This is a genomic window from Chryseobacterium joostei, assembly GCF_003815775.1.
In the GTDB taxonomy this organism is placed as follows: Bacteria; Bacteroidota; Bacteroidia; order Flavobacteriales; family Weeksellaceae; genus Chryseobacterium; species Chryseobacterium joostei.
Window position 1 is genome coordinate 4,374,781 of sequence record NZ_CP033926.1, and the last position, 23,132, is coordinate 4,397,912.

A 23,132-nucleotide genomic window follows, 5' to 3' on the forward strand; every position below is an offset into this window, starting at 1 on the left:
TTAATCAGGTTTCCTTACATCATAAAACTAACATTTAATGGCTCCCTTGTTAAAGCTTACCGCTTTAAAAGTAATAATAATAGCTATTTATGGGGGTAAAAGTTAAGTTGATGCAGCAAAATAGGTAAATGAAACGGAGTTTTCACCTTGCGAAATGAATATGGAATCATTTCCAGTCATTAGAAGTAATAACATCTATAAAAGCAAAAAGACTCACAAAAATTGTGAGTCTTTTGTGGCCTTGACAGTATTATCTTCGAACCAATTTCTTGCCGATACTGATCGAATTTTAATAAACCTAATAGATAATTTTGAATTTTATATGACTTCAATATTTTTGAACAAGCAACTAGATCGTAATCTAATTTCTTATAAAAGATTTCATGCTTTTAAAAGCAATACACTCACGAAATAGACTTTAAAGCTGTTATGTGAGTGTATTGCAAAATGTTTAAAATTATCTTTTAATAATCTTAACGGTTTTAAAGGCCTTACCTTTTGCATCTTTCAAAGAAAGTAAGTAAATTCCTGTATGATATTTAAGAACCTCTGTATTTATTTCCCTTTCAATAGCTTCAAGACTTCCCTTTGAACTGAATATTACTTTGCCATCCAGACCGGAAATCTGTGCATTGTAATTTCCTGATGCATTTTTTAACTGAATGTGAATTGTGTCATTCTGTTCCACAGGATTAGGATAGACAATCAATTCAAAACCTTTGTTTTCTGCTTCCGTGGTAGTAAGTGTTTCCAAGGGAAAAGAAGGATAAACCAAAATTTTCTGTCCATCATACCCCACTGCATAAACAGCTGTAGCGGTAGAAGGGTAGTATACCTTTGTAGTTTGATTGCTAGTATCACCCGTTCCCATAACAGATACATAAATCAATTGATTATTGGCATTGAATGTTTCATAGGCAACTGCATTCTTCCAAACACTGTGCTGTACAGTAAGATAATTATTGCTTAAAGTAACTCCCTGACCTGTTTGTCCGCTAAGCGGAAGCTGGTTACGGAAAGCCTCAATACTTCGGGATGAAATATAATGTATTACCGGCGAAACCGGTGTCTGATAGTTCTTAGCTTGTATGGATGCAATGGTAGCATCGATTTGAGCTTGTGTAATGATAAGCTGCCCGATACCGTTATTATCAATATAGTTGTTTACAGGCTTTAAAAATCCGGTTTTAATAAAGAATCCGGTTAAGTCTTCCTGTACCGCATCGCAGGTATTCTTCACAAAATTCAGAAGCAGTTCACCATTTGAAATCCCAGAAGAATTATAACTTCTTGCAACGTTTGCAACCGTCCCAAACCAGTGTGCATAATCTACTCCTGTATAGTTAGTCGGATAGTTAAAGGAAAGAACCGGGGCATTTCTTGAAGCTCCCGCCAGCTGATAATACAGTTCAAGTTGCCAGAAAGGTACCAGCACCTTAAAAACATCCGGATTGGTATTCCCTTGTAAAGCTTCCTGATTGACGGTTGTATTCAAAATGGCTCCGTTTATTCTTCCTCCTTCAATGCTCTCCATTCCTGTTGTCGGTACTACAGACTCTCTTTCCATGCTGGACATTCCATCGTTTTGTGGATTCATATGATAATCTACCCATGTACTGTGCATATTATTAGTAACCTCTGTAGTGCCAATCCATTTAACGTCCGGTCTTATCTGATTGACATGCCCGAATTCATGTGCAATTCCCCATAAAGACAATTGATTGACATCAGCTATCTTCTCTTCGCCCCCGTCAGAATCCAAATTTATACCTAGTTCGGCAGCATGCCAGCCTCCTTCATTATTACTATATCCGAACATACGGTTTTTGGGAACTAAATTATATTTATACAACCCCATCACAAGCCATTCATTTTTTACAATAAGGTCATATTTTGAAACAAGCTCTGCAGGATTAAAAGGAGCATGATTTCTCAGCATGCTTTTTTTGTAAACCAAATGAGAATGCTGCCCCACAACGTCAATCATATGATATGCTGAATTTGTAAGATTGGTTTCCCAGTCACTTTGCGTAGAGGTCTGATAATGATATAGTCCATTGACCTTACCGGAGACAATATTGATTTTGATATCAGGCAAAGCTGCATTGGTATTATAATAACTGATGTATCCTAAACCACTGTTGGTCAGCTGAAATACATTCAAACCATTATGAAGTTCATAATAGGAGGTAGTACCGAGAAGAACGGTAGAAAAATCCTTTACCTGCAACGAGATGCTGACACCGGAAGGGATATTCTGAGCAAACAAGGCCACTTTATCTCCCTGTGCAAAGACAATACCTGTAGGATTTTCAAAACTGTCGTAGCCGCTTGCCACCTTTAAATTACCTGTGGTAACAGAAATAGGAGGGTAAACCTTATAATCCTGAACCCTGTATTTATTTGCATAAGTTCCATTGAACAGGCACTGTGCCAGCCCTTTATAGAACGGTGATGCCATCCCATCAATATCTGCCTGAATAACAGAAGGTTTTAATGCTGAGTAAAGTGTGTTGGCAAAAATATTGTCGTAAGGATTTACAGCTCCTGAAGAGCCTACTGTATAAAAGCCCATTTCGGCACAGCTAGCAATATTTCCCTGGCTATTGTTTACGGTAATTCTTACATTTAAAGGAGTTATCTGGTTGGGAAAGTAGACACTGATAGGAGAAAAAGAATGCTGAAAATCAAATGACATCAGGTTAACAAACGTACTGTTTGCAGTAGTATTGTAACTTATGTTCACGCTTCCAAACCGACCATCTAACCCGCTGGATCTAGGCGTATATTTCAGATAATCAATAGGAGTGACCCCGTCTAATCTGTAATTTAATACCACCGGAAAAGTAGGATTGTTGAACGAAGAGTGGTACACCGTATTTACATCATTATCATAAGATTTATCGATATTGTTTCCCCCCTGGTAAGATGATGCGGTTGTTCCTGAAGGGATGATGGTAGCTTTCGTGTCATTTATACTTAATTCTGACGTATTGATGCTACAGTCTATACCGTCAGTAATCGCAGGTTGTGTTTCAGAAAAGAATTTCATCTCCGCTCCGCTCGATAAGTTTCCAATGCCAGCGTTTACTGAAATTTTAATCATGTAAGGGTTCTGGATAGCTGTTGGAAAAACAACTTCTTTATCCTGAGTGTTGGATGCCCAAATTAAATTATTGCTTACCGAGATGAAAGTATTGGGAGCCCCCTGTGTACTGTAGGAAATACTTACATTGGTCCACCTACCGTTTGGCCCCCCGGATTGTCTGGGAGTGTAAACCAGCTTTTTAATGCTGGTGACATTCGAGGTAAAATAAAATTTAAGCTCATCCGGAATACCGTTCTGATACCATTTCGAATGATAAATCGTGGTATTATCACCGTCAAGCAGATTTGTAACTTTATTCCCCGGCTGCGCCGGTTGCAAAGATGAAATTGAATAGACGGGAACCTGATAAAGCTGTGAAAATACAAGCGTTCCCCATAAAATAAAGAAATTCAATAATAATTTTTTCATATAGTTATTTTATTTATTAAGGTTGATAGATTTCTGAATTAGTTTTCAAAGATGGATATCTTTAAAAGTTCATTATTCTTAAAATATGAAGCAAAAAAACTTAATTATAAGAAGAATCAAAAAAAAACAATATACTATTAATGTACTACTTGATTATATGTAGCTATAAATCAATATATTAAATTTCATAATGTGTTAATCCATGAAATATTTACTAAATGAGGTGATTTTATTTCACAAAATGTGACAATGATTCTAATGAATTTTAAAGAAGTATTAAAAAAGAAAATTAAAAGATATGATTAAAGATGGTAGGCGATATAAAAATTTAAGAGAGAAATTATGTTTTTTTTTTTGACTTTTATCAAATTTTTCAAGTAAGAACAATATACTACGATAGAAGCTAATCGAAAAAATATGAAAAATGAATTTCACTTATAAAAAAACATCAATTGAACAGGCAATTGCCCTATTAGTAAAGAATGACATTAAAGTAGATGATGAAGAAATAGCAGTTATATTAGACTTGCTTTATCTTATCTCAAAAAATCAGAAAAAAAGACACTATATACCTAAGGAGATTTCGAATTTGCGAAAAAGTCCTATAGGAAAGATATTGAGGCTTTTCTAGATAATTTCAAACAAGTAATAGAAGAATTCTATCTTCAAAAATCGAACTCTAAATATACCAATTGTAAGAGGTTGGGCTGCAGATGATTATGGGTATAAAAAATGAGACAACTATTTAATAGTTGTCTCATTTAGTGAGCGCGAAAGGATTCGAACCTTTGACCGTCTGCTTAGAAGGCAGATGCTCTATCCAGCTGAGCTACGCACCCTTAAAATCTTGAAAAGTCGGGGCGGCAGGATTCGAACCTGCGACCTCCTGGTCCCAAACCAGGCGCGATGACCGGACTACGCTACGCCCCGAGGTGGCCATCAATAACGAATTTTACTTCGTTTTTGCGGTTGCAAAGGTACAATACTTTTTGGAATAAAAAAATAAAATACTGAATAAATTTTAATTAATTTTTTGTGAATCCTTTTTGATCATCCGTACTTATTTAATAACCATGATCTTAGATTGTTTTAATTAAAATTGAAAAAAAAATATTTTTTTTGTTCTTTATTTCTCATTGGTGTCCCGTGTGGTGTTTATTTAATTCAGGTGGTAGCTAGGTTTATTGGAAAGTTCAGGTGAAATTAAAACAAAAAAGACCCACAATTTCCTGTGAGTCTTTTTGTGAGCGCGAAAGGATTCGAACCTTTGACCGTCTGCTTAGAAGGCAGATGCTCTATCCAGCTGAGCTACGCACCCTTAAAATCTTGAAAAGTCGGGGCGGCAGGATTCGAACCTGCGACCTCCTGGTCCCAAACCAGGCGCGATGACCGGACTACGCTACGCCCCGAGATGGCCATCAATAACGAATCTTACATCGTTTTTGGGGTTGCAAAGTTGCAATACTTTTTGGAATAAAAAAAATAAAATGAGAAGAATTTTTAATTATTTTTTTGTGAACACTTTTGATTGTCTTTATTAAGTTAATAACCATGGATTTATGATTTTAGAAAATATTTATTTTTTTAAACTGATATGAAGATTTGGAAAAAAGATTGCAAGAGCAGCGTTTTTAAATTCAGTACGAAAAGAAGAAAGTTAATTTACAAGCTTCTTTTTCTCATCTAAAAACACAAAAATCTCCCTTAATTCCTATATTTGCCGGATGAAACGATTAATGTTGTTGAGCTTATTTTTTCCGGTCATCATGTTTTCTCAAACAAGCGGAAAAGTAATCAAAATTTCAGATGGAGATACTATTACCTTACTTTTAAAAGGAAACGAACAAAAAAAGCTAAGACTTGCTGAGGTAGATTGCCCTGAAAGCGGACAGCCGTTTGGTAAAAATGCCAAGCAGTTTACTTCGGCTCAGGTATTTGGTAAAACAGTTAAGTTTATTGAAACCAATAAAGACCGCTATGGCCGTTCCGTAGCCAAGGTCTACTATGATAATGGCAAGTACCTTTCAAAAGAGCTGATAAAAGCAGGAATGGGGTGGTGGTACTTCTCTTATTCCAAGGATGCCTCTTTGGGACAATTGCAGCAAAATGCACAACGTACTAATGTTGGTCTTTGGCAGGATGTTCATGCAATGGCTCCTTGGGAATACAGGAAAATGAAGAGGGAACAAAGAAGTAAAAAGTATCAAGTTGCTAAAAATTAATAATAGAAATATTGGTTGAAGTATATTTTTATTTAGAATATTTCATTAATAATCCTTTTGGAGAAAAACTAAAAGTGTATTGAATTGGTTTTGTAATATATTGTTTTATAGTTATTTGTAATTATTCGTACTCTTTTTTTTAACTATTCCTACCTATTTCTTTTTATAAATAAGGTCGAATATTTTTATTCGGTCGCATAAGAGATTTTGCTTTTTCAAATTTGTATCGAAATAATTTTATAACATTAAATAACGATACAATGAAAACTTCATTCACCTTTTTAGCAGTTCTATTATTAATCAGCAGTTTTTCTTTTGGACAAGATTTTTCCAAGAAAATTGATTCCATCGTAAAGGATAATTATCAAAAGAATCCTGATGTAGGAATTAGTGTTGGGTTTATCGACAACAATAAAGAATTTTTCACAGCATATGGTAAGCTGAGCAAAGAAAGCAAAGTTAATATTGATAAAAATTCCATTTTCGAAATTGCTTCTATTACTAAAATTTTGACTTCCAATTTAATTGCGCAGGCTGTTATTGATCATAAATTTAAAGTAGATGATTATATTGACAGCTATTTACCAAAAAGATATGTTTTAAACGCGAATCTTAAAAACAAGATAAAAATTTCAGATCTCGCATCTCATCAATCCGGTTTACCTGACTTGGATTTTGGGAAATTAATGGAATTGAATCCACAGCAGCCTGTGAGTAGTGTTACTGAGGAATCTTTGGCTTCTATGATCAATAAATGTACTGAACTTGTTGACTATGGGAAGTTTCGTTATTCTACCATTGGATATACTTTAATGGGAGAAATCCTGGAAACAGTGTACGGTAAAAGTTATGATGAAATAATCAGTGAGAAAATAATTCAACCTTTAAAAATGAGAAATACATTCACAAAGGAATTTAATGTGAAAAATAAAACAACAGGTTACAATCCTGATGGTGGTGCTCAGGAATTTTTCAAATGGAACGTTACCGCACCTGCCGGATTGGTAAAATCAAATGCTTCTGATATGATAACTTATCTAAAAGCAATTTTAACCCAAGGAAATCCTATATCTGAAGCTGCATTAATAACAGAAAAGATCTATTATAAAGATGAAAAAAGAGAAATGGGTTTAGGGCTTGGCATTAGTACTGATGATCAGAATACAATCTATTTAAAGTCCGGAGATTCTATGGGGCAATCTTCAATCATTTGCTACAATAGGGCTAAAAAATGGGGATTTATCATTCTTTTAAACCAAAGAAACTCAAAAATGAGACAAAATCTGCTCAATACAATTTACGATAAAGTTTTGAAATAGATTGTAGATGTAAAGAAGAAAACCGCTTCAACATTTGAAGTGGTTTTTTTATGATGATATTGATAAAGTGTATTGTAGCCTTTAAAAATTCATTAATATTGTTTAAAGTATTCAGATTACACATTGTATGTGTTTTTTGAGCTGATAGCAATTTTAAGTTCATTACACTTATGCCAAAAATAATAGAGATGAAATCTATAATAATATCTGTATTTATTATTTTCTTTTCAATTACATTAGTTTTTTCGCAGACTTCTGAAAGGAAATTTATATCGATCAACAATAAACAAATGGCATATAAAACTTTTGGGCTTGATGAAAGAAAAGCTAATGAGCCAATTCTAGTCTTTGAAAGTGGGCTTGGTTCAGGTGGCGGTGGGTATGGAAGCTTGTTCCCTTTTATTCAAAAAAAATATCCAGGAATAGTTTATGATAGGAATGGAATTGGGGAGTCGGAAATAGATACTTCCATAAAAACAGATGAAGATGTTATAAAAAGGCTTCACGATTTGTTAGCAACTTTAAAAATAAGCCCACCCTATCTATTGGTAGGGTACTCGATAGGCGGACCGTTTATACGTTTGTATGCTTCAATGTATCCAAATGAAGTTTGTGGGTTGTTTTTTATAGATCCAACAGATTTTATGCTTACAAAAGATGAAGACAGCAAAGTGAAAATAAATACATCAAGCTTAACAGGGTATAGGGAATTATTTGAGATAAATCTTAAAAACATCATCAATGATAGCTCAACATCAGATGGGTTTAGATCTGAAGCAAAGAGAGAGTTGAATGAGAGTTCATCGGAGTTCTTTAAAAGGTACAAATCTTTACAGCCTCTTAAAGATATTCCTGTAACCGTAATGATTTCATACAACAAGCATATTGAAGATTACGAAACAAAAATGAATGAAAAACTGAAATTAGGGATTAATTTAGCCTCGTGGTGGAAAGAGTTGGATGAATTAAGAATAAAGCATTATGCAGAGATGATAAAAAATAACAGTAATAGTCAGCTTATCCTGTTACCGCGTTACAGTCATGGAATACATCAACAAGACCCTAAAATTGTAGCAGAAGCTTTAAGTGGCATATATGAGGAATGTCTAATTTCCTTAAAAAGTAAGTAAGATAAATAATAGATATCTGATTAGGCTTATTTACAATGAATGGAAATTCTGAAAGAAATGATAATAAGGAAACCTATATAAAAAAATAAGGCCATTTAAAACATATGTTTTAAATGGCCTTATTTGTGAGCGCGAAAGGATTCGAACCTTTGACCGTCTGCTTAGAAGGCAGATGCTCTATCCAGCTGAGCTACGCACCCATTTGTAATTTTGAGAAAATTACTAAAACAGTCGGGGCGGCAGGATTCGAACCTGCGACCTCCTGGTCCCAAACCAGGCGCGATGACCGGACTACGCTACGCCCCGAATATATAAGAGTGCGGAGGGTAAGGGATTCGAACCCTTGCGACACTTTCGCGTCGACAGTTTAGCAAACTGCTCCATTAACCACTCTGGCAACCCTCCTTTTTGTTTATTTTTTAATGATCGTTGTTCCGTTATTGCGAGTGCAAATATAGAATAGATTTCTTTATTTACCAAATAAAATTCAAGAAAAATTTGTGTATTTTTGAGGTAATAAATCATTCAAAAACCAAACTGATGCGTAAAACATTATATATCATCGGATTAAGCACATTTGTTTTTTCATGTACTTCACAGCAAAATGTGAAAAAAAATACATATAAACCGAAAACCCCAGTGGTACAGCCAAAACCTGTAGCTAAAACACAAACTTCGGAAGCTCCAAAACCAAAAATTACAAACGAGCACGGCGTAGAATTTTTTACTACTAATATAGCAGACGCAACAAAAAATGATAATACGGCAAGTTACGGTTCTATTGTATCTGCAAAACCGGCCGGATATAAGGTAGTGAAAACTTATTTCCCTGCCGTTGCTCAGAATTTCAGACAGCGTTACCTTATATTACACTATACGGCACTTCCGGATGATAAATCCATTACAGTTCTTACACAACAGGCTGTAAGTGCCCATTATCTGGTAAATAATACAGGAGATAACGAAATCTATCAGCTGGTGGATGAGAATAAGCGTGCCTACCATGCAGGAGTAAGCTCATGGAGAAGTGACAAAAACCTTAACGATACTTCAATAGGAATTGAAATTGTGAATGCAGGTTTCCCTAATGGAACAGGTACAAGAGTATTTGCTCCTTTTAGTGACGATCAGGTAAGAAAAGTAGCAGCATTGGCAAAAGACATTATTACAAGATATCAAATTCCTGCAACCAATGTTCTTGCTCATGCAGATATTGCCCCTGCAAGAAAACAGGATCCAGGGCCTATGTTCCCATGGAAAAAACTTTATGATGAGTATCAGATAGGGATGTGGTATGACCAGACTACCAAACAGGATTACTTTGATCTTGCACAAGAAGACTTTGCCGTAAAATATAGTGATCCGTCATTTATTTTCGGTATTCAGACTGCTTTGCAAAAATTCGGATATGGAGTAGAGCCTAGCGGAAAATGGGATGATGCTACCAAGAAAACCATTGAAGCATTTCAATATCACTTCCGTCCACAAAACTATGACGGAATTATGGATGCCGAAACATGGGCAATACTACAAGCTTTAAATGTAAAATATTCAGTAAAATAAATTTAAGTTAAAGCGCATCGGTTAGATGCGTTTTTGCTATCTTTAAACGATCAAAAACAGTAAAATATCTGTAATGGAAAATTTCAGAAAAGAGAGTGATCTATTAGGCGAATTGAACGTGCCTTTAGATGCTTATTATGGGGTTCAGACACAAAGAGCAATCAATAATTTCAAGATTTCAGGACAGCTTTTGTCTTCATATCCGGATTTTATCAAAGGATTGGCTTTTGTAAAAAAAGCAGCAGCAAAAACAAATTATGAATTAGGCCTTCTAGACGAAAACCTGTATTTCAAGATAGCAGAAGCGTGCGACGAAATTGTAGATGGGAAATATCATGACCAGTTTCCGGTAGACATGATTCAAGGTGGGGCAGGAACTTCAATCAATATGAATGCGAATGAAGTAATTGCTAACGTTGTATTAGAAAAATTAGGAAAAAATAAAGGCGAGTATGAATTCTGCTCACCCAATGATCATATCAACCTTTCGCAGTCAACCAATGATGCTTATCCTACCGCAATCAAAATGGGATTGTTGCAGATGAATATCGGTCTGGTAGAAAAGCTTGAAAAAATTATAGCAGCTTTCCGTGCAAAAGGAGAAGAATTCCAGGATGTTATTAAAATGGGACGTACACAGCTTCAGGATGCCGTACCGATGACATTAGGACAGGAATTTGAAGCCTATGCAGCCACGTTAGAAGAAGATATTTCTAAGCTGAATAATAATGCAAGCCTTTTTGTAGAAGTTAACATGGGAGCAACAGCGATCGGGACAGGATTAAACGCCCCGGTAGGCTATGCAGTTCTTTGTGCCAAAAATTTGGCTCAGATTACAGGGTACCCGGTTATTTCTGCACCTAACTTGGTAGAGGCAACTCCGGATACCGGATCTTATGTGATTTATTCTTCTGCAATGAAGCGCCTTGCAGTAAAACTATCTAAAATTTGTAATGATTTAAGACTACTTTCATCAGGACCAAGAGCAGGATTATTCGAAATCAATCTTCCTCCAATGCAGCCAGGCTCATCCATCATGCCAGGGAAAGTAAACCCTGTTATTCCGGAAGTGGTAAACCAGGTTTGTTTTAAGGTATTTGGAAATGATCTTACAGTAACTTTTGCTGCAGAAGCAGGACAACTTCAGCTTAACGTAATGGAACCGGTACTTTCACATGCCATTATGGAAAACATCAATTTCCTTTGCAATGCGTTGGATACCCTTCGTGAGAAATGTGTAGTAGGAATTACAGCCAACAAAGAAGTGTGCCTGAACATGGTAAAACACAGCATTGGAATTGTAACAGCTCTTAACCCTTACATCGGCTACAAACAATCCACAGAGATTGCAAAAGAAGCATTAGAAACAGGAAAAAGCGTTTACAACCTTGTATTGGAAAAAGGAATTCTTTCCCAGGAAAAACTGGACGAAATCCTTGATCCGAAAAACATGCTGAAACCGCATAACAAATAACATAAAATAAGTGCTAAGTGGCGGCTTTATGTCACTTAGCACTTGTTATTCAACATTTATAAAATAATTCGTGAGGTTTTTAATCATTATTCCTGCCCACAACGAAGAGCAGAACCTCTCATTCACTCTGGATTCCTTGCAGCAGCAAAGTAGCAGGGACTTTAAGGTGGTGGTCGTTAATGACGGTTCCACTGACAAGACACCTGAAGTTATCAGGAAATATACAGAGACTGATTCCCGTTTTGAAACCATTAATCTTCAAAAATCAGAGCATCAGCCCGGATCCAAGGTTGTTCATGCCTTTAAAAATGGTTTGCAAACTCAATCTCTTGATGAATTCGATATCATCTGTAAATTTGATGCCGATATTATTTTGCCAGAAGACTATCTGGAAGTTGTAGCTAACGCTTTTATAAACAATCCAAAATTTGGGTTAGTAGGAGGGTTGCTCTATGTAGAAAAAGAGGAAAGCTGGGTGTACGAGGGGAATTCCAATAAACACCATGTAAGAGGTCCAATGAAAGCTTACCGAAAGGAATGCTTTATTCAAATAGGTGGTTTAAGGGAAACCTTAGGCTGGGACAATATAGACTCCATACTGCTGGAACACTTGGGATGGAAAGAAATTGTCTTACCAGAACTTCATGTAAAGTTGATCAAGGTAAAAGGAGCAGACTATACCATACGACCTGCCGATTATTATGGTCGATATTTTTATTTCCTCGGATTAAGTAGATTTCTGGCCTATATTGCCTCTTCAAAAGAAGCGATGAAAAGTAAATCACCATCATTTTTCTTTGATATTATTAAAGCTTATGAAGCCTGCAAATCTCAAAAATTGGAATTGAAAATTACAAAAGAAGAGCAAAAGGCCGTTAATGATCAACGCTGGAGAATGTTGAAGAAAAAATGGCTGAAAATGTAGGAGAAAATGATGTAAAGTGATTTTCCAAATCTTATCAATATCAATAGGAATGGGTTTTAACCCGTTTAACAATAAAACAAAAAATACAGTTGGCTTTAGCCAAAACCCATCTAACCCAATTAATCAGTGAAAAAAATAGCGTACATAGAAATTGACACCCATGCAGAAATAGCACAGGCTTTCATGAATATCATGGAGGGAAATCAACATTTCAGTGTAGATTATTATTTTTCAAAAAAAATCAAGGATCAGATCAATGAATCCGATGCAGCTGTGTTTCTGTCAGATAGTTCTATGATTTTAGATCAGCTGAAAACCCAGAAATATGATCTGGTTATAATTGGAACTGTTCATCGTTTTTTCAATACATTTTTAGCAGTAACAAAAAAATACAATACAGCGGTTGTTACCCATAACCTGAACTTTACAAAAGCTTCCAAGCTGGATTTGATAAAAAGTGTGTTCAAAGGAGATATCATGTACAGGTTGAAACTTTGGTGGAAGGAAGGCTTGCTCTATGCAACCAAGGTATATCAGAAATCAGGATCTCTTGTTGTATTGGATGAGGCATTGATTTCAGATAGATATCAGTTTCTACCTCTTTTTTATACAAAAACATTTGATAAAATTGAAAATGAAAATCTGGTTATTGTTATTCCTGGAGGTGTTTCGCAGAAAAGGAGGGATTATAATCATATTTTTAAAACCATTCAGAAAATAGGGGTAGGTATGAACTGTGAATTTGTTTTCCTTGGTAAAGCAAAGGATCACGAATTAAAGCAGCTTGAAAACTTATCCTCAACATTAACTGAAAACATTACGATTACTTATTTTTCAGAAAGAGTTTCTGTAGGAGACTTTGAGAAATGGATGCAAAAAGCCGATGTTCTTTGGTGTCCTATTCAACAGGAAACGGAATTTTTCAGCATCAAGGAAATTTATGGAAAGACCAAGATGACCGGAAATCTTGGGGACGCTATTGCCTATGGAAAACTGGCTGTTTTTCCTAATAACTATCCTTCAAAACTAGATTTTATTCTGGGTGAAAAAGAAAACATTCAAGAGCAATTGAATGGGCTTTCCAATAATTATTTTGATTTTCAGAAAAGCTATGCTAAAGAAGAAGTTCAAAAAAAATTGGAACAGTTATTAAATCAGCTTATTTCCAAATAAAAGTCTTTTTTGAATCTGAATTTAATTCTCTCGGCTTTCTTAGTTTTATTATTTAAACTTAAAAATACTCTTAATAAACCTGGCGTTCAGGTAATTTTCTATCGGGAATATCTTTGTAAAGTAATTTCCTACGTAGATCAACGCTAAAACTACAGCTGGTTTATAAATCAGATTGATGAAATTGCTGTGGAAGTTAGGTAAAACAATAGCTACAGTAATTGCCAAGGTACAGATAATGGAAACAAAGATCATTTCAATCGTCAAAGGTGAAACCTTAAATACAAAGTAGTTGAAGACAATCTTAACCACATTGTAAATGGTTAGAGAAATTGCGGTAGATAATGCAATTCCTATAAGCTTCAGATCTGTATTTTTGATGAAATAATAATTCAGTCCAATAGTTAATCCTGCCAATAAAAGCATCACCAAAATATTGAATCTATAGTATTTTGAGAGGGAAATAATATTTCCATTGAATCCGGTTGCCAAATCTATTAAAACAGCAGAGCCCCAGATCCATACTACAGGCTCGTATTCCCTAAGCATTGTGCCATTTTTTGGCATAAATTGGGTAAGGTAAGGGAATCCTACCATGATGCATGAGAATAAAACGGCACCCAAAAAGTATAAAGATAGCGAGGTTTTCTTGTGAAACCTGTCCAGTTCCTCCATATCTCCGTCTGCCAGCGTTTTGTTGATGATAGGAGCGGAAATATTGAATAACCCCAACTGTGGGATTGAAATCAAAGAGATTAATGCATACAGAACAGAATAAATTCCGACCTCTTCCATGCCCATGAATTCCCCAATCATAAAACTGTTAATAGCCAGGTAATTTCCAAAGGTTCCCAAAAATCCAAAGAAGCTGTAATTGAAAAACTCCTGCCAGAAATTATTTTTCTTGAAGTAATCTGTATTGAAATCAAGCTGAATTTTTTCCAGTTTGTTGGTATAATAAATATACCCGAAAAGCATCAGGGTAAATATGCCAAAGAAAAATGCAAATGCAATCTTTTGAGATAAAGCAAAATAATAAAACAGACAGAAAGCTCCAAGATTGGCTATTTTCGGAAATAAATTGTCAAAAATATTAGAGACAACAATCCTTTTGTAATTGGATGTATATTTATTGAAAATGGCACAGAATGAAAGAATTAAAATCAAAGGAAGAATCATTTCCTTAATCTTCCATGCTTCCGAATGTCTGAATTTTGGATAAAAATAAGGCAGTATAAAAAATACAGCCGTAAAAATGAGAAAGTTGACAAAAACAGTAAGTAATGATAGCGATAACATATTCTGTTTTTTGCCATCCTTTTCTACTGTGTGAAAAAACTTCACATTGGAATAGGAGATACCCAATACCACAAAAGGAACCAACATTTCAGCAGTAGGGAGGATATAGCGAAGCTTTCCGTAAAATTCAAAATCATTAGGAAAAATGAATATTGCGGAAACTGTGCCCAGCAAAAAACCAATATAACCGATAATGGAATATTTGAAGCCTTGTCTCGCTACTACACTCATAAAGTTGTTTTAAGGGTTTTTAGGTATAAAAATAATATTGTTGATGTACTGAGTTTTATTTTTTTCGTCGTTTGTATTTTGTAGTAGAATGTCCTCCGTAAGTGTTTCCAGGGTGAAGCTGTCTCTGTTAAGGTACTTCGCTTCATATCCCCAGCTTTTTACTGTAGAGATTTCATTCCATATTGGTGTTTGGTGGTGTCTTTGTTCCATTTCAACCATAAGGGTTGGAAGAAACTGTTTGATGGTTTCCCTGGCTCCCAAAAGAGTCTTTATTTCATTTCCTTCAACATCGATCTTAATGAAATCTAATCTGCTGAAGTGTTCTATTGCTGCCCATTCGTCTAGCTTGATAACCTTTACCTTTTCGGTGTAGCTTTTTTCTTCACCTTTTTCTTTGTAGGAGGTATTTAAAGTTCCTCGGGAAGCAATCGTTTTTCCATTGATAATCGGAACCTTGAATTCGGCTACCGTATTTTCGTCAGAAAGTGCCAAAGGAAGTACCCGCATAGTTGGGAATAGTCTTTTTAGCCTTCTGTAAAGCCTTTTGTTAGGTTCGAAAGCATAAATATGCTCATGATCCAACTTGTTCTCCAGCTGATATAGGAAAGTTCCTACATTGGCACCAATATCCAGTATAATAGCACTTTTAGAAAGGTATTCCTTGATCCATACCAGTTCTGGTTCTACATTGCGTTCCGAAAAATTATTTTTATTAAGATTATTTAAGGTCTTAAAATATCTTTTTTTGTAAAAATTCGGACTTATATATTGTAGTTTTTCTGCAATTTTTTGGTATAAAGACATCCTTAGCTTTTTGACGAATAGCAAAGATAAACAAAAATGTAAAACTTATCTTAAAAAATGTTAAATATAATCTGTTGATTTTCAATGGAAATGCTGTGTTGGCTGTTTTTCAAGAAAAATGAGTTTTAACAGGTTATTGATTTGTCACATAGACACCTCTGGTTGATGAACAGCTTATTAAATTGATTTAAATTCAAAAAAATGAAAATAAATATTAGATGCTTAAAATTAATTTAGGGAATCTCATACAATGAAATTCCCTGGAATATTTTAATAATATGGGCACCCTAGCTAAAAGGTGTATTCAAAAAATCATTAAATGGTTTCATTAATGTAAAGATCTTAGTCATTGTCTTTACCGCATTTTTGTCCAGAACCTCTTCATCTTTTAAATGGTGCAATACAATAAAGTTTTTAAGTTTTAAATATTCAGCCATTGGGTCTTCCTTTTCAAAACCTTGAGGAACTTTTTTCAGCTTATCATCCTGATCAAGTTCAGGGAAATGTTTTTTGAAATCTTTGTTATTTATAATTTTAAGAAAATCATCACCATACAATGATACTTCCTTTCGTACTTCTTTCAATACAGAAGATTCAGGCATATAGATTCCTCCTGCCAAAAATGATTTACCAGGTTCCAGATGAAGATAGTAACCTCCTTTCTGATTTCCTTTTCCCATTCCTAAGGAAGCACCAAAATTGGTTTTATAAGGAATTTTATCCTTTGAAAATCGAGTGTCACGGTAAATTCTAAATAATGCTTTTTTACTGTCGATTTTAGCAAGCTCTTCATCAAAACCGGACATTTCCTTGATCAGGTCATCCAGAAACGAAATAATGTTTTCCTGGGAATCTGTATACAGTTTTTTATTTTCATTGAACCATTCACGGTTGTTGTTGCTGCTTAATTTTTTTAGAAAATCAAATGTTTGGGGAGAAATACTGGCTGGCATATAGTATTGGTGTTTTTATTTTGGTTGATTTTACTGGAAATTTGTACTTTTTGACATTGTTTCTTACTTTAGAATTCTGAACTTTATCTCATGAATCTCAAAACTATCCCAGTATTCAAATTTACATAATAACGAAGAAAATCAAAATAAAAAAGTACAATTGTGTAGTTTTGTTTGAAAAATCATAAATAGTACCAAAAAAATCAATCTGCTTTAATAAAAAAAAATATTGTTTAGGAGTTTTTTAATTATAGACGTGTTTTTTTAGGTTTTATTTTTTAAAAATTAACAAAATATTAAAGAATTGTGAATTTAAGATTGTATATTTAAAACTTTGTTTAAAAACAAGTCAAATATTTATTGTATCTTTGCAAAAATTTTAAAATAGTTAATGAATTTATTTACGGAAACCAATTTAAGACCTGATATCCTTAAGGCAATTGGCGAACTGGGCTACGAAAGCCCAACAGAAATCCAAAAACAGACTATCCCTTTTATTCTTTCAGATATTCGCGACTTGATCGCACTTGCGCAAACAGGGACAGGCAAGACAGCAGCGTTTTCGCTTCCGATTTTGGATATGATTGACGAAACGAGTCGCAAAATCCAATTATTGGTGCTTTGTCCGACACGGGAATTATGTCTTCAGATTTCGAAAGACATAAAGAATTACTCTAAGTACATGAAGGACATCAAAACCACTGCGGTTTATGGTGGAAGTAGTATTGTAGATCAGATGAGATCTTTGAAGGACAAACCACAGATTATTGTGGGAACTCCAGGAAGAGTAATTGATCTTATCAACAGAAAAGCACTTGATTTTTCTGCTATTCATTGGTTGGTATTAGATGAGGCTGATGAAATGCTTTCTATGGGATTCAAAGATGAATTGGAAACAATTCTAAGAGAAACTCCGGAAACAAAACAAACTTTCTTATTCTCGGCTACGATGAATAAAGAAGTGGAAAGAATTTCTAAAAATTACCTTACAAAACCACACCGTATTTCAGTAGGTTCTATCAACGAAGTGAAGAAGAACATTACACACGAATATTACGTGGTAGGTTACCGTCAGAAAAAAGAAGCATTGAAGAGATTGATCGATGCAAACCCTAATCAGTACTCCATTATTTTCTGTAGAACAAGAATGGAAACTCAGGAGGTTGCTGATTTCTTGATGCAGAATGGCTATGCGGCAGATGCTCTTCACGGAGACCTTTCTCAAGCACAGAGAGACACGGTAATGAAGAAATTTAGATTGAAGAACATTGATATTCTTGTAGCAACAGACGTTGCAGCAAGAGGATTGGATGTAAACTCTCTAACTCACGTTATTCACTTCTCTTTACCAGATGATCCTGAAGTATTCGTTCACAGAAGCGGAAGAACAGGTAGAGCTGGAAAAGACGGTATTTCCATGGCTTTAATTAAGCCTGAAGAAAGCAGAAAATTGAAGCAAATCAAATCTGCAACAAAGATTGAAATTAACGAAAAATTCATTCCTACAGGAGATCAGATTATCAAGGCTCAGGTGGGAGGTGTGTTCGAGAAATTATTGACAGAACACGAAGACTTATTCGAATTTGATGATAGCTTAATCCCGGATCTAAGCAAATTTACAAAAGAAGAATTGGTGCACCAGTTGCTACAATTCCAATTAAAGGATCTTGCCTTATATTACAAAGACAAACATGATCTTGTTGAGCAGAAGTTTAGCAGTAGAGATGATGATTACTCAAGAAGAGATCGTGGTCGTGATAGAGACAGAGATAGAGGTCGTGACAGAGATGTAAGAGATAGCAGAGACAGAGATCGCGGAAGAGATAGAGATCGTGGCGGAAAGCCAAGAAGAAAAGATGAGAACATGGTAAGGTTCTTCTTCAATCTTGGTAAGAAAGATCACTTGAAGAAGCTTGATGTTTTAGATATTATCAATAAAGCTACAGGTGAAGGAAAAAGCAAGAAAAGAGCTGAGATCGGTGATATCGAAATCTTAGAGAAATTCTCTTTCTTCGAGGTTGAAAAATCGTTCAAAGACAATGTCTTGAGCAATATTCAATCCATGAAGTTCAAAGGAAAAGATATGAGGGCTGAAGTTGCAAACTAACCCCTTGTTCATACCATACAAAACCGGCAGTAATGCCGGTTTTTTTATTTGATAATCAGATGGTAAGCGAATGTTAACAAAACTTAATGTTATATAGTTTCATGGGCGATCCTTTTTTAGGAAATTTGCACTCGAATTATAAATACTAAAAAATGGGAATTGGTAATATTTTCCACGCTTTTCAACCCAAAGATAAAATCTTCTTTGTACTTTTTGAAAAGGTAACTGAAAACCTAGTTGCAATGTCTGAGGAATTCAACACTGGAATTAAGGATTTCGATCTTAATGACGATTCAATGTTGAAAAAAATGAGTGATTTCGAACATAAAAATGACGAGCTTACTCACGAGATCTTCGTAGAACTAGGAAAAAACTTCATTACACCTTTTGACCGTGAAGATATTCACACATTAGCAACCGGATTAGACGATATTGCTGATTATATCTACGCTTCTACAAAATATATCTTCCTATACAAATCTCCGGAGATGAAAGCTTACTCAGATTTCTCTCTATTGATCCACAAGGCATGTCTTGAGATTCAGAATGCAATGAAGAACCTTAAAGGGTTCAAGAACATGGAGCAGGTGAAAGAAGCTTGTATTAAAGTAAACTCTATTGAAAATATTGCAGATGACTTGCTTTCCAACTCAATGGTAGAATTATTTGAAACCAATGATGCTATTAACATTATTAAAGTTTCATCTGTATTGAACTATCTTGAAATCGTAACTGATAAAGCAGAAGATGTTGCCAATACAATTGAGAACATCATGATTAAATACGCCTAAACAATATTTAACATAGCAAAAAATGGAATTTCCGATTTTACTTATAGTTATTATTGCACTGGCTCTGATCTTCGATTATATCAATGGCTTCCATGATGCAGCCAACTCAATTGCAACTATAGTTTCTACAAAAGTTTTAACTCCATTCCAGGCTGTACTTTGGGCAGCGCTTTGGAATTTTGCAGCATTCTTTATTGCTGCTTATATTATTGGAGAATTCAAAATTGGTAATACAATTGCCAAAACAGTTAATGAGAATTTTATCACTCTTGAGGTTATATTTTCCGGTCTTATAGCTGCAATTGCCTGGAACCTTTTGACATGGTGGTTCGGGATCCCTTCATCATCATCGCATACGCTGATTGGAGGTTTCTTAGGGGCAGCTCTTATGCATGCTTTTATGATGGATTATCATGATGTTGCAGCAGCACAGCCAGAGCTTGGGATGTGGGATACCATTAAAGAAGCTTTTAGTCAGGTAACTCATCAGGGTGTTGTAAAGTTTGATAAAGTGATACCTATCTTCTTGTTCATTTTCATGGCACCAATCATAGGGATGGTTATCTCAATCATTATTACATTGATTATTGTACATCTTTATAAAAAATCAAATCCACATAAAGCAGACCAGTCTTTTAAAAGACTACAGTTGGTTTCATCAGCACTGTTTAGTTTAGGACATGGTTTGAATGATGCTCAAAAAGTAATGGGAATCATTGGAGCGGCGGTAATTTATTATCACGTCAATATGCTTCAGGATGCACAGTATTTGAATATTCCTTCTGCAGGACGTTTTGATTATTTTGCTCAACATTATATTTGGGTGCCTTTAGTTTCATTTATTGCCATTGCCTTAGGTACCATGAGTGGAGGATGGAAAATCATCAAAACAATGGGAACTAAAATTACAAAAGTAACCTCATTGGAAGGAGTAAGTGCAGAAACTGCGGGAGCAATCACTTTATTCATTACAGACCACTTTGGTATCCCTGTATCTACAACACATACGATCACAGGTTCTATCATCGGGGTTGGACTAACGAAAAGAATTTCAGCCGTAAGATGGGGGATTACAGTAAGCTTACTTTGGGCTTGGGTATTAACCATTCCAATTTCAGCTATTGTAGCAGGAATTACCTATCTTTTGGTAACTTTCATTTCCTAAGATAAAAATTACAGCTTATCATATAAACTTTGTCCATTTGGGCAAAGTTTTTTGTTTCTTGAAAGTTGGTTTAAAAAAATATTTACCTTAAGCCTCAATTAGATTAAATTATAAAATTATTTGTTTTTTTATTTTGTTTATTTTCTTGCGGTGAAACTGATTGTAATACTACGAAACAAGGATTCTATCTTAATGAATACAATTTGGTTGTGGAAGATGCAAATATAAATGGAACATGGATAAAAATCAGAGGTTCTAATCCAATAACTAATAAAAAATCTAATATTATGGTACATAATAATTGGATTTAGATTTTGACGAAGTTGAAGAGGGAGATACAATAATTAAGAAAAGAGGAGATTTAATGCTTGCCATTCATAAAAAGGATACCATTATCAGGCATGATTGGTATTGCAGAGGAAAACCTTATAAGTAAGCTGAAGACTCTATACTTACCTAAGTGGTATTATCAATTTAAATAAAAAAATATTGGCTATAGGCCTCAGCTTGATTAAAAAAATAATTATGGAAAAAAAAATTGTACTAGTGCTCCTAATCTTATTATCCTCCTGTTCCAAGAATGATGATCAGAAATATGCTCAGATTCTTGCAGATGAAGAATGTAACTTAGTCATAGAGATTCCACCAAACAATTCAGTATGGTTTAAAGCGGAGGGATATGATCCGGTTACCCAAAAAAAAGAGGTTTGTAAAACACATAATAGATGGTGGAATATGTTTGCCGATGAAATTGATGTAGGGGATACTATTGTCAAGAAAAAAGGAGAACTAATATTTAGTATTCATAAAAATGATACTATCATCAGACATAATTGGTAATATAGAGGAAAACCTTATAAGTAAGCTGAAGACTCTATACTTACCTAAGTGGTATTATCAATTTAAATAAAAAAATATTGGCTATAGTCCTCAATTAGATTAAATTATGAAAATATTTGTTTTTTTAAGCTTTTTAATGTTGCTATCTGCATGTGGAGAGCCTGAGTGTAATATTGTGAAACAAGCATACTACCCGGATGAATACAATTTGATTGTCGGAGAATCAAATATAGATAATTCATGGATCAAAATTATAGGTTATGATCCCATAACAAATAAAAAATCTAATATTATGGTACATAATAATTGGATTGACGATTATAATGAAGTTGAAGAGGGAGATACAATAATTAAGAAAAGAGGAGATTTAATGCTTGCTATTCATAAAAAGGATACTATTATCAGACACGATTGGTATTGTAGAGGAAAGCCTTATAAGTAACCTTAATAATCAGTAATAATTTTAATCAAATTGAATAAAAGCGGAAGAAATTCCGCTTTTATTTTCTAAGGGATGCAAATACAAAAGAAACTGTCTTAGAAACTGAGGTTGATTTTTTATAAGCTTTGTCCATTTGGGCAAAGTTTTTTGTTTTATAAAGCCTCGAAAAATCGTATTTTTGTTCAAATTATAAGATTTTATGGAATTTTTAGACAGATACCAACAGATTGTTGCTGACGCCATTAATAAGTACACTTTTAAAGATAAACCTACAGAGCTGTATGATCCGATGAATTACATTATTTCCCATGGTGGAAAGCGTCTTCGTCCTATTATGGTGCTAATGGCTTGTGATCTGTTTGGGGGAGACCTTAAACAGGCTATAAAACCGGCTTTGGCTATTGAATTTTTCCATAACTTCACCCTGATCCATGATGATATTATGGACGAGGCTCCTTTAAGAAGAAATAAGCCTACCATTCATACGTTACATGGTATAAACGTTGGAATTCTTTCCGGAGACGGATTAATGCTTAAGGCATACAAATTCTTTGAGGATCTTGAACCTGAAATCTTCAAGGCTTGTATCAGAATCTTTACCCATACCGGACTTCTATTATGCGAGGGACAGCAATATGATATCAATTTTGAAACTCAGGAAAATGTAACCTTTGATGATTATATCAGAATGATCACCTATAAAACAGGGGTCTTAAGTGCTTCTTCTTTTGAGATCGGAGCCTTGATTGCAAGAGCTGACTTTAAGGATGCAAAAGCTATCTTCAACTTCGGTAAACACATTGGAATTGCATTCCAGATCATGGATGATTATCTTGATGTATTCGGAGATCAGGCACAGTTTGGAAAAAAACATGCAGGGGATATCTACGAAAACAAGAAAACAGTTCTTTATCTATTGGCAAAAGAGCATGCTACAGAGGAGGAAAGAAAGGAACTGGATTACTGGTATTCTAAAAAAACAGATAATATCGATAAAATCTACGGTGTTGAAAAGATCTTCAGAAGAACAAAAGTAGACGAAAAAGCACTCCGTTTAATTGAAAAACATAACGAAATCGGTCAAAGCTATCTTCAGAAAATTGATATTCCTGACGAGAAGAAAAAACCATTTATTGAATTGGCAAACTATTTATTGAGAAGAGAAAGCTAAATATAGGCA

The 23,132-nt window shown here is 34.7% G+C and carries 19 protein-coding genes and 7 tRNA genes; 15 read left to right on the forward strand and 11 right to left on the reverse strand.

What is annotated here, in order from left to right; translation table 11 throughout:
• Positions 1–457 precede the first annotated feature (457 nt).
• The gene (locus EG359_RS19960) at positions 458–3,517 is read right to left on the reverse strand and encodes a M60 family metallopeptidase (protein ID WP_123867458.1); all 3,060 of its coding nucleotides are present in this window, start codon (positions 3,515–3,517) and stop codon (positions 458–460) included.
• Between the two features lie 424 nt (positions 3,518–3,941).
• Here EG359_RS19960 and EG359_RS19965 point away from each other — a divergent pair, with 424 nt between their 5' ends.
• The gene (locus tag EG359_RS19965) at positions 3,942–4,148 is read left to right on the forward strand and encodes a hypothetical protein (protein WP_076357416.1); all 207 of its coding nucleotides are present in this window, start codon (positions 3,942–3,944) and stop codon (positions 4,146–4,148) included.
• Positions 4,149–4,282: 134 nt separating this feature from the next.
• Here the strand turns inward: EG359_RS19965 and EG359_RS19970 are convergent.
• The 4 genes from EG359_RS19970 to EG359_RS19985 all read right to left on the reverse strand — a co-directional run bounded on the left by EG359_RS19970 (position 4,283) and on the right by EG359_RS19985 (position 4,926).
• Positions 4,283–4,356, reverse strand: a tRNA-Arg gene (locus EG359_RS19970).
• 16 nt (positions 4,357–4,372) lie between these two features.
• Positions 4,373–4,447, reverse strand: a tRNA-Pro gene (locus tag EG359_RS19975).
• 314 nt (positions 4,448–4,761) lie between these two features.
• Positions 4,762–4,835, reverse strand: a tRNA-Arg gene (locus EG359_RS19980).
• A 16-nt stretch (positions 4,836–4,851) separates the two neighbouring features.
• Positions 4,852–4,926: transfer RNA gene (locus tag EG359_RS19985), tRNA-Pro, on the reverse strand.
• A 357-nt stretch (positions 4,927–5,283) separates the two neighbouring features.
• On the opposite strand from EG359_RS19985, the gene EG359_RS19990 reads away from it, so the two are divergent.
• From EG359_RS19990 to EG359_RS20000, 3 genes are all read left to right on the forward strand, one after another.
• Positions 5,284–5,739, forward strand: coding sequence for a thermonuclease family protein (locus tag EG359_RS19990; protein ID WP_228450477.1), 456 nt, complete (start codon positions 5,284–5,286; stop codon positions 5,737–5,739).
• Positions 5,740–5,999: 260 nt separating this feature from the next.
• Positions 6,000–7,058 (forward strand): serine hydrolase domain-containing protein, encoded by a 1,059-nt coding sequence (locus EG359_RS19995; protein WP_076357420.1) that lies wholly within the window; start codon positions 6,000–6,002, stop codon positions 7,056–7,058.
• Positions 7,059–7,246: 188 nt separating this feature from the next.
• Positions 7,247–8,188, forward strand: coding sequence for an alpha/beta fold hydrolase (locus tag EG359_RS20000; protein ID WP_164463087.1), 942 nt, complete (start codon positions 7,247–7,249; stop codon positions 8,186–8,188).
• A 126-nt stretch (positions 8,189–8,314) separates the two neighbouring features.
• Here EG359_RS20000 and EG359_RS20005 read toward each other — a convergent pair.
• From EG359_RS20005 to EG359_RS20015, 3 genes are all read right to left on the reverse strand, one after another.
• A tRNA-Arg gene (locus EG359_RS20005) sits at positions 8,315–8,388 on the reverse strand.
• A 31-nt stretch (positions 8,389–8,419) separates the two neighbouring features.
• Positions 8,420–8,494, reverse strand: a tRNA-Pro gene (locus tag EG359_RS20010).
• A gap of 14 nt (positions 8,495–8,508) precedes the next feature.
• Positions 8,509–8,593, reverse strand: a tRNA-Ser gene (locus tag EG359_RS20015).
• 135 nt (positions 8,594–8,728) lie between these two features.
• Between EG359_RS20015 and EG359_RS20020 the strand changes: the two genes are divergently transcribed.
• The 4 genes from EG359_RS20020 to EG359_RS20035 all read left to right on the forward strand — a co-directional run bounded on the left by EG359_RS20020 (position 8,729) and on the right by EG359_RS20035 (position 13,323).
• Entirely contained in the window at positions 8,729–9,751 is a 1,023-nt protein-coding gene (locus EG359_RS20020; protein WP_076357424.1) for an N-acetylmuramoyl-L-alanine amidase, read from the forward strand.
• Between the two features lie 73 nt (positions 9,752–9,824).
• Positions 9,825–11,225 (forward strand): aspartate ammonia-lyase, encoded by a 1,401-nt coding sequence (gene aspA / locus EG359_RS20025; protein WP_076357426.1) that lies wholly within the window; start codon positions 9,825–9,827, stop codon positions 11,223–11,225.
• 70 nt (positions 11,226–11,295) lie between these two features.
• Positions 11,296–12,150 (forward strand): glycosyltransferase family 2 protein, encoded by an 855-nt coding sequence (locus tag EG359_RS20030; RefSeq protein ID WP_076357428.1) that lies wholly within the window; start codon positions 11,296–11,298, stop codon positions 12,148–12,150.
• Between the two features lie 126 nt (positions 12,151–12,276).
• On the forward strand, positions 12,277–13,323 hold the full coding sequence (locus EG359_RS20035; protein WP_076357430.1) for a hypothetical protein: 1,047 nt from the start codon (positions 12,277–12,279) through the stop codon (positions 13,321–13,323).
• Positions 13,324–13,371: 48 nt separating this feature from the next.
• On the opposite strand, the gene EG359_RS20040 is transcribed toward EG359_RS20035, so the two are convergent.
• The 3 genes from EG359_RS20040 to EG359_RS20050 form a co-directional block, all read right to left on the reverse strand.
• Positions 13,372–14,850: a lipopolysaccharide biosynthesis protein gene (locus EG359_RS20040; protein WP_076357432.1), complete on the reverse strand. Its 1,479-nt coding sequence runs from the start codon at positions 14,848–14,850 to the stop codon at positions 13,372–13,374.
• A 9-nt stretch (positions 14,851–14,859) separates the two neighbouring features.
• Positions 14,860–15,654, reverse strand: a complete 795-nt coding sequence (locus EG359_RS20045; RefSeq protein ID WP_076357434.1) for an FkbM family methyltransferase — start codon at positions 15,652–15,654, stop codon at positions 14,860–14,862.
• A gap of 287 nt (positions 15,655–15,941) precedes the next feature.
• Positions 15,942–16,607, reverse strand: a complete 666-nt coding sequence (locus EG359_RS20050) for a DUF2461 domain-containing protein (protein WP_076357436.1) — start codon at positions 16,605–16,607, stop codon at positions 15,942–15,944.
• A gap of 391 nt (positions 16,608–16,998) precedes the next feature.
• Between EG359_RS20050 and EG359_RS20055 the strand changes: the two genes are divergently transcribed.
• The 7 genes from EG359_RS20055 (at position 16,999) to EG359_RS20080 (ending at position 23,123) form a co-directional block, all read left to right on the forward strand.
• The gene (locus EG359_RS20055; RefSeq protein ID WP_076357438.1) at positions 16,999–18,714 is read left to right on the forward strand and encodes a DEAD/DEAH box helicase; all 1,716 of its coding nucleotides are present in this window, start codon (positions 16,999–17,001) and stop codon (positions 18,712–18,714) included.
• A 152-nt stretch (positions 18,715–18,866) separates the two neighbouring features.
• Positions 18,867–19,505 carry a DUF47 domain-containing protein gene (locus tag EG359_RS20060; RefSeq protein WP_027374906.1) on the forward strand — a complete coding sequence of 213 codons (639 nt, stop codon included), beginning with the start codon at positions 18,867–18,869 and terminating at the stop codon, positions 19,503–19,505.
• Positions 19,506–19,527: 22 nt separating this feature from the next.
• Positions 19,528–20,670, forward strand: coding sequence for an inorganic phosphate transporter (locus EG359_RS20065; RefSeq protein ID WP_076357440.1), 1,143 nt, complete (start codon positions 19,528–19,530; stop codon positions 20,668–20,670).
• A gap of 301 nt (positions 20,671–20,971) precedes the next feature.
• Positions 20,972–21,106 carry a hypothetical protein gene (locus tag EG359_RS22830; protein ID WP_262488047.1) on the forward strand — a complete coding sequence of 45 codons (135 nt, stop codon included), beginning with the start codon at positions 20,972–20,974 and terminating at the stop codon, positions 21,104–21,106.
• 89 nt (positions 21,107–21,195) lie between these two features.
• Entirely contained in the window at positions 21,196–21,510 is a 315-nt protein-coding gene (locus EG359_RS20070; protein WP_076357505.1) for a hypothetical protein, read from the forward strand.
• Between the two features lie 106 nt (positions 21,511–21,616).
• The gene (locus tag EG359_RS20075; RefSeq protein ID WP_076357442.1) at positions 21,617–21,952 is read left to right on the forward strand and encodes a hypothetical protein; all 336 of its coding nucleotides are present in this window, start codon (positions 21,617–21,619) and stop codon (positions 21,950–21,952) included.
• 199 nt (positions 21,953–22,151) lie between these two features.
• Positions 22,152–23,123, forward strand: a complete 972-nt coding sequence (locus tag EG359_RS20080) for a polyprenyl synthetase family protein (protein WP_076357444.1) — start codon at positions 22,152–22,154, stop codon at positions 23,121–23,123.
• The last annotated feature ends 9 nt before the right edge of the window (positions 23,124–23,132 follow it).

Bases quoted from the DNA above. Each gene is read 5' to 3' on its own strand.
- EG359_RS19960 (WP_123867458.1), bottom strand. From the start codon at position 3,517: ATGAAAAAATTATTATTGAATTTCTTTATTTTATGGGGAACGCTTGTA.
- EG359_RS19965 (WP_076357416.1), top strand. From the start codon at position 3,942: ATGAATTTCACTTATAAAAAAACATCAATTGAACAGGCAATTGCCCTA.
- EG359_RS19990 (WP_228450477.1), top strand. From the start codon at position 5,284: ATGTTTTCTCAAACAAGCGGAAAAGTAATCAAAATTTCAGATGGAGAT.
- EG359_RS19995 (WP_076357420.1), top strand. From the start codon at position 6,000: ATGAAAACTTCATTCACCTTTTTAGCAGTTCTATTATTAATCAGCAGT.
- EG359_RS20000 (WP_164463087.1), top strand. From the start codon at position 7,247: ATGAAATCTATAATAATATCTGTATTTATTATTTTCTTTTCAATTACA.
- EG359_RS20020 (WP_076357424.1), top strand. From the start codon at position 8,729: ATGCGTAAAACATTATATATCATCGGATTAAGCACATTTGTTTTTTCA.
- aspA (WP_076357426.1), top strand. From the start codon at position 9,825: ATGGAAAATTTCAGAAAAGAGAGTGATCTATTAGGCGAATTGAACGTG.
- EG359_RS20040 (WP_076357432.1), bottom strand. From the start codon at position 14,850: ATGAGTGTAGTAGCGAGACAAGGCTTCAAATATTCCATTATCGGTTAT.
- EG359_RS20045 (WP_076357434.1), bottom strand. From the start codon at position 15,654: ATGTCTTTATACCAAAAAATTGCAGAAAAACTACAATATATAAGTCCG.
- EG359_RS20050 (WP_076357436.1), bottom strand. From the start codon at position 16,607: ATGCCAGCCAGTATTTCTCCCCAAACATTTGATTTTCTAAAAAAATTA.
- EG359_RS20055 (WP_076357438.1), top strand. From the start codon at position 16,999: ATGAATTTATTTACGGAAACCAATTTAAGACCTGATATCCTTAAGGCA.
- EG359_RS20060 (WP_027374906.1), top strand. From the start codon at position 18,867: ATGGGAATTGGTAATATTTTCCACGCTTTTCAACCCAAAGATAAAATC.
- EG359_RS20065 (WP_076357440.1), top strand. From the start codon at position 19,528: ATGGAATTTCCGATTTTACTTATAGTTATTATTGCACTGGCTCTGATC.
- EG359_RS20070 (WP_076357505.1), top strand. From the start codon at position 21,196: ATGGAAAAAAAAATTGTACTAGTGCTCCTAATCTTATTATCCTCCTGT.
- EG359_RS20075 (WP_076357442.1), top strand. From the start codon at position 21,617: ATGAAAATATTTGTTTTTTTAAGCTTTTTAATGTTGCTATCTGCATGT.
- EG359_RS20080 (WP_076357444.1), top strand. From the start codon at position 22,152: ATGGAATTTTTAGACAGATACCAACAGATTGTTGCTGACGCCATTAAT.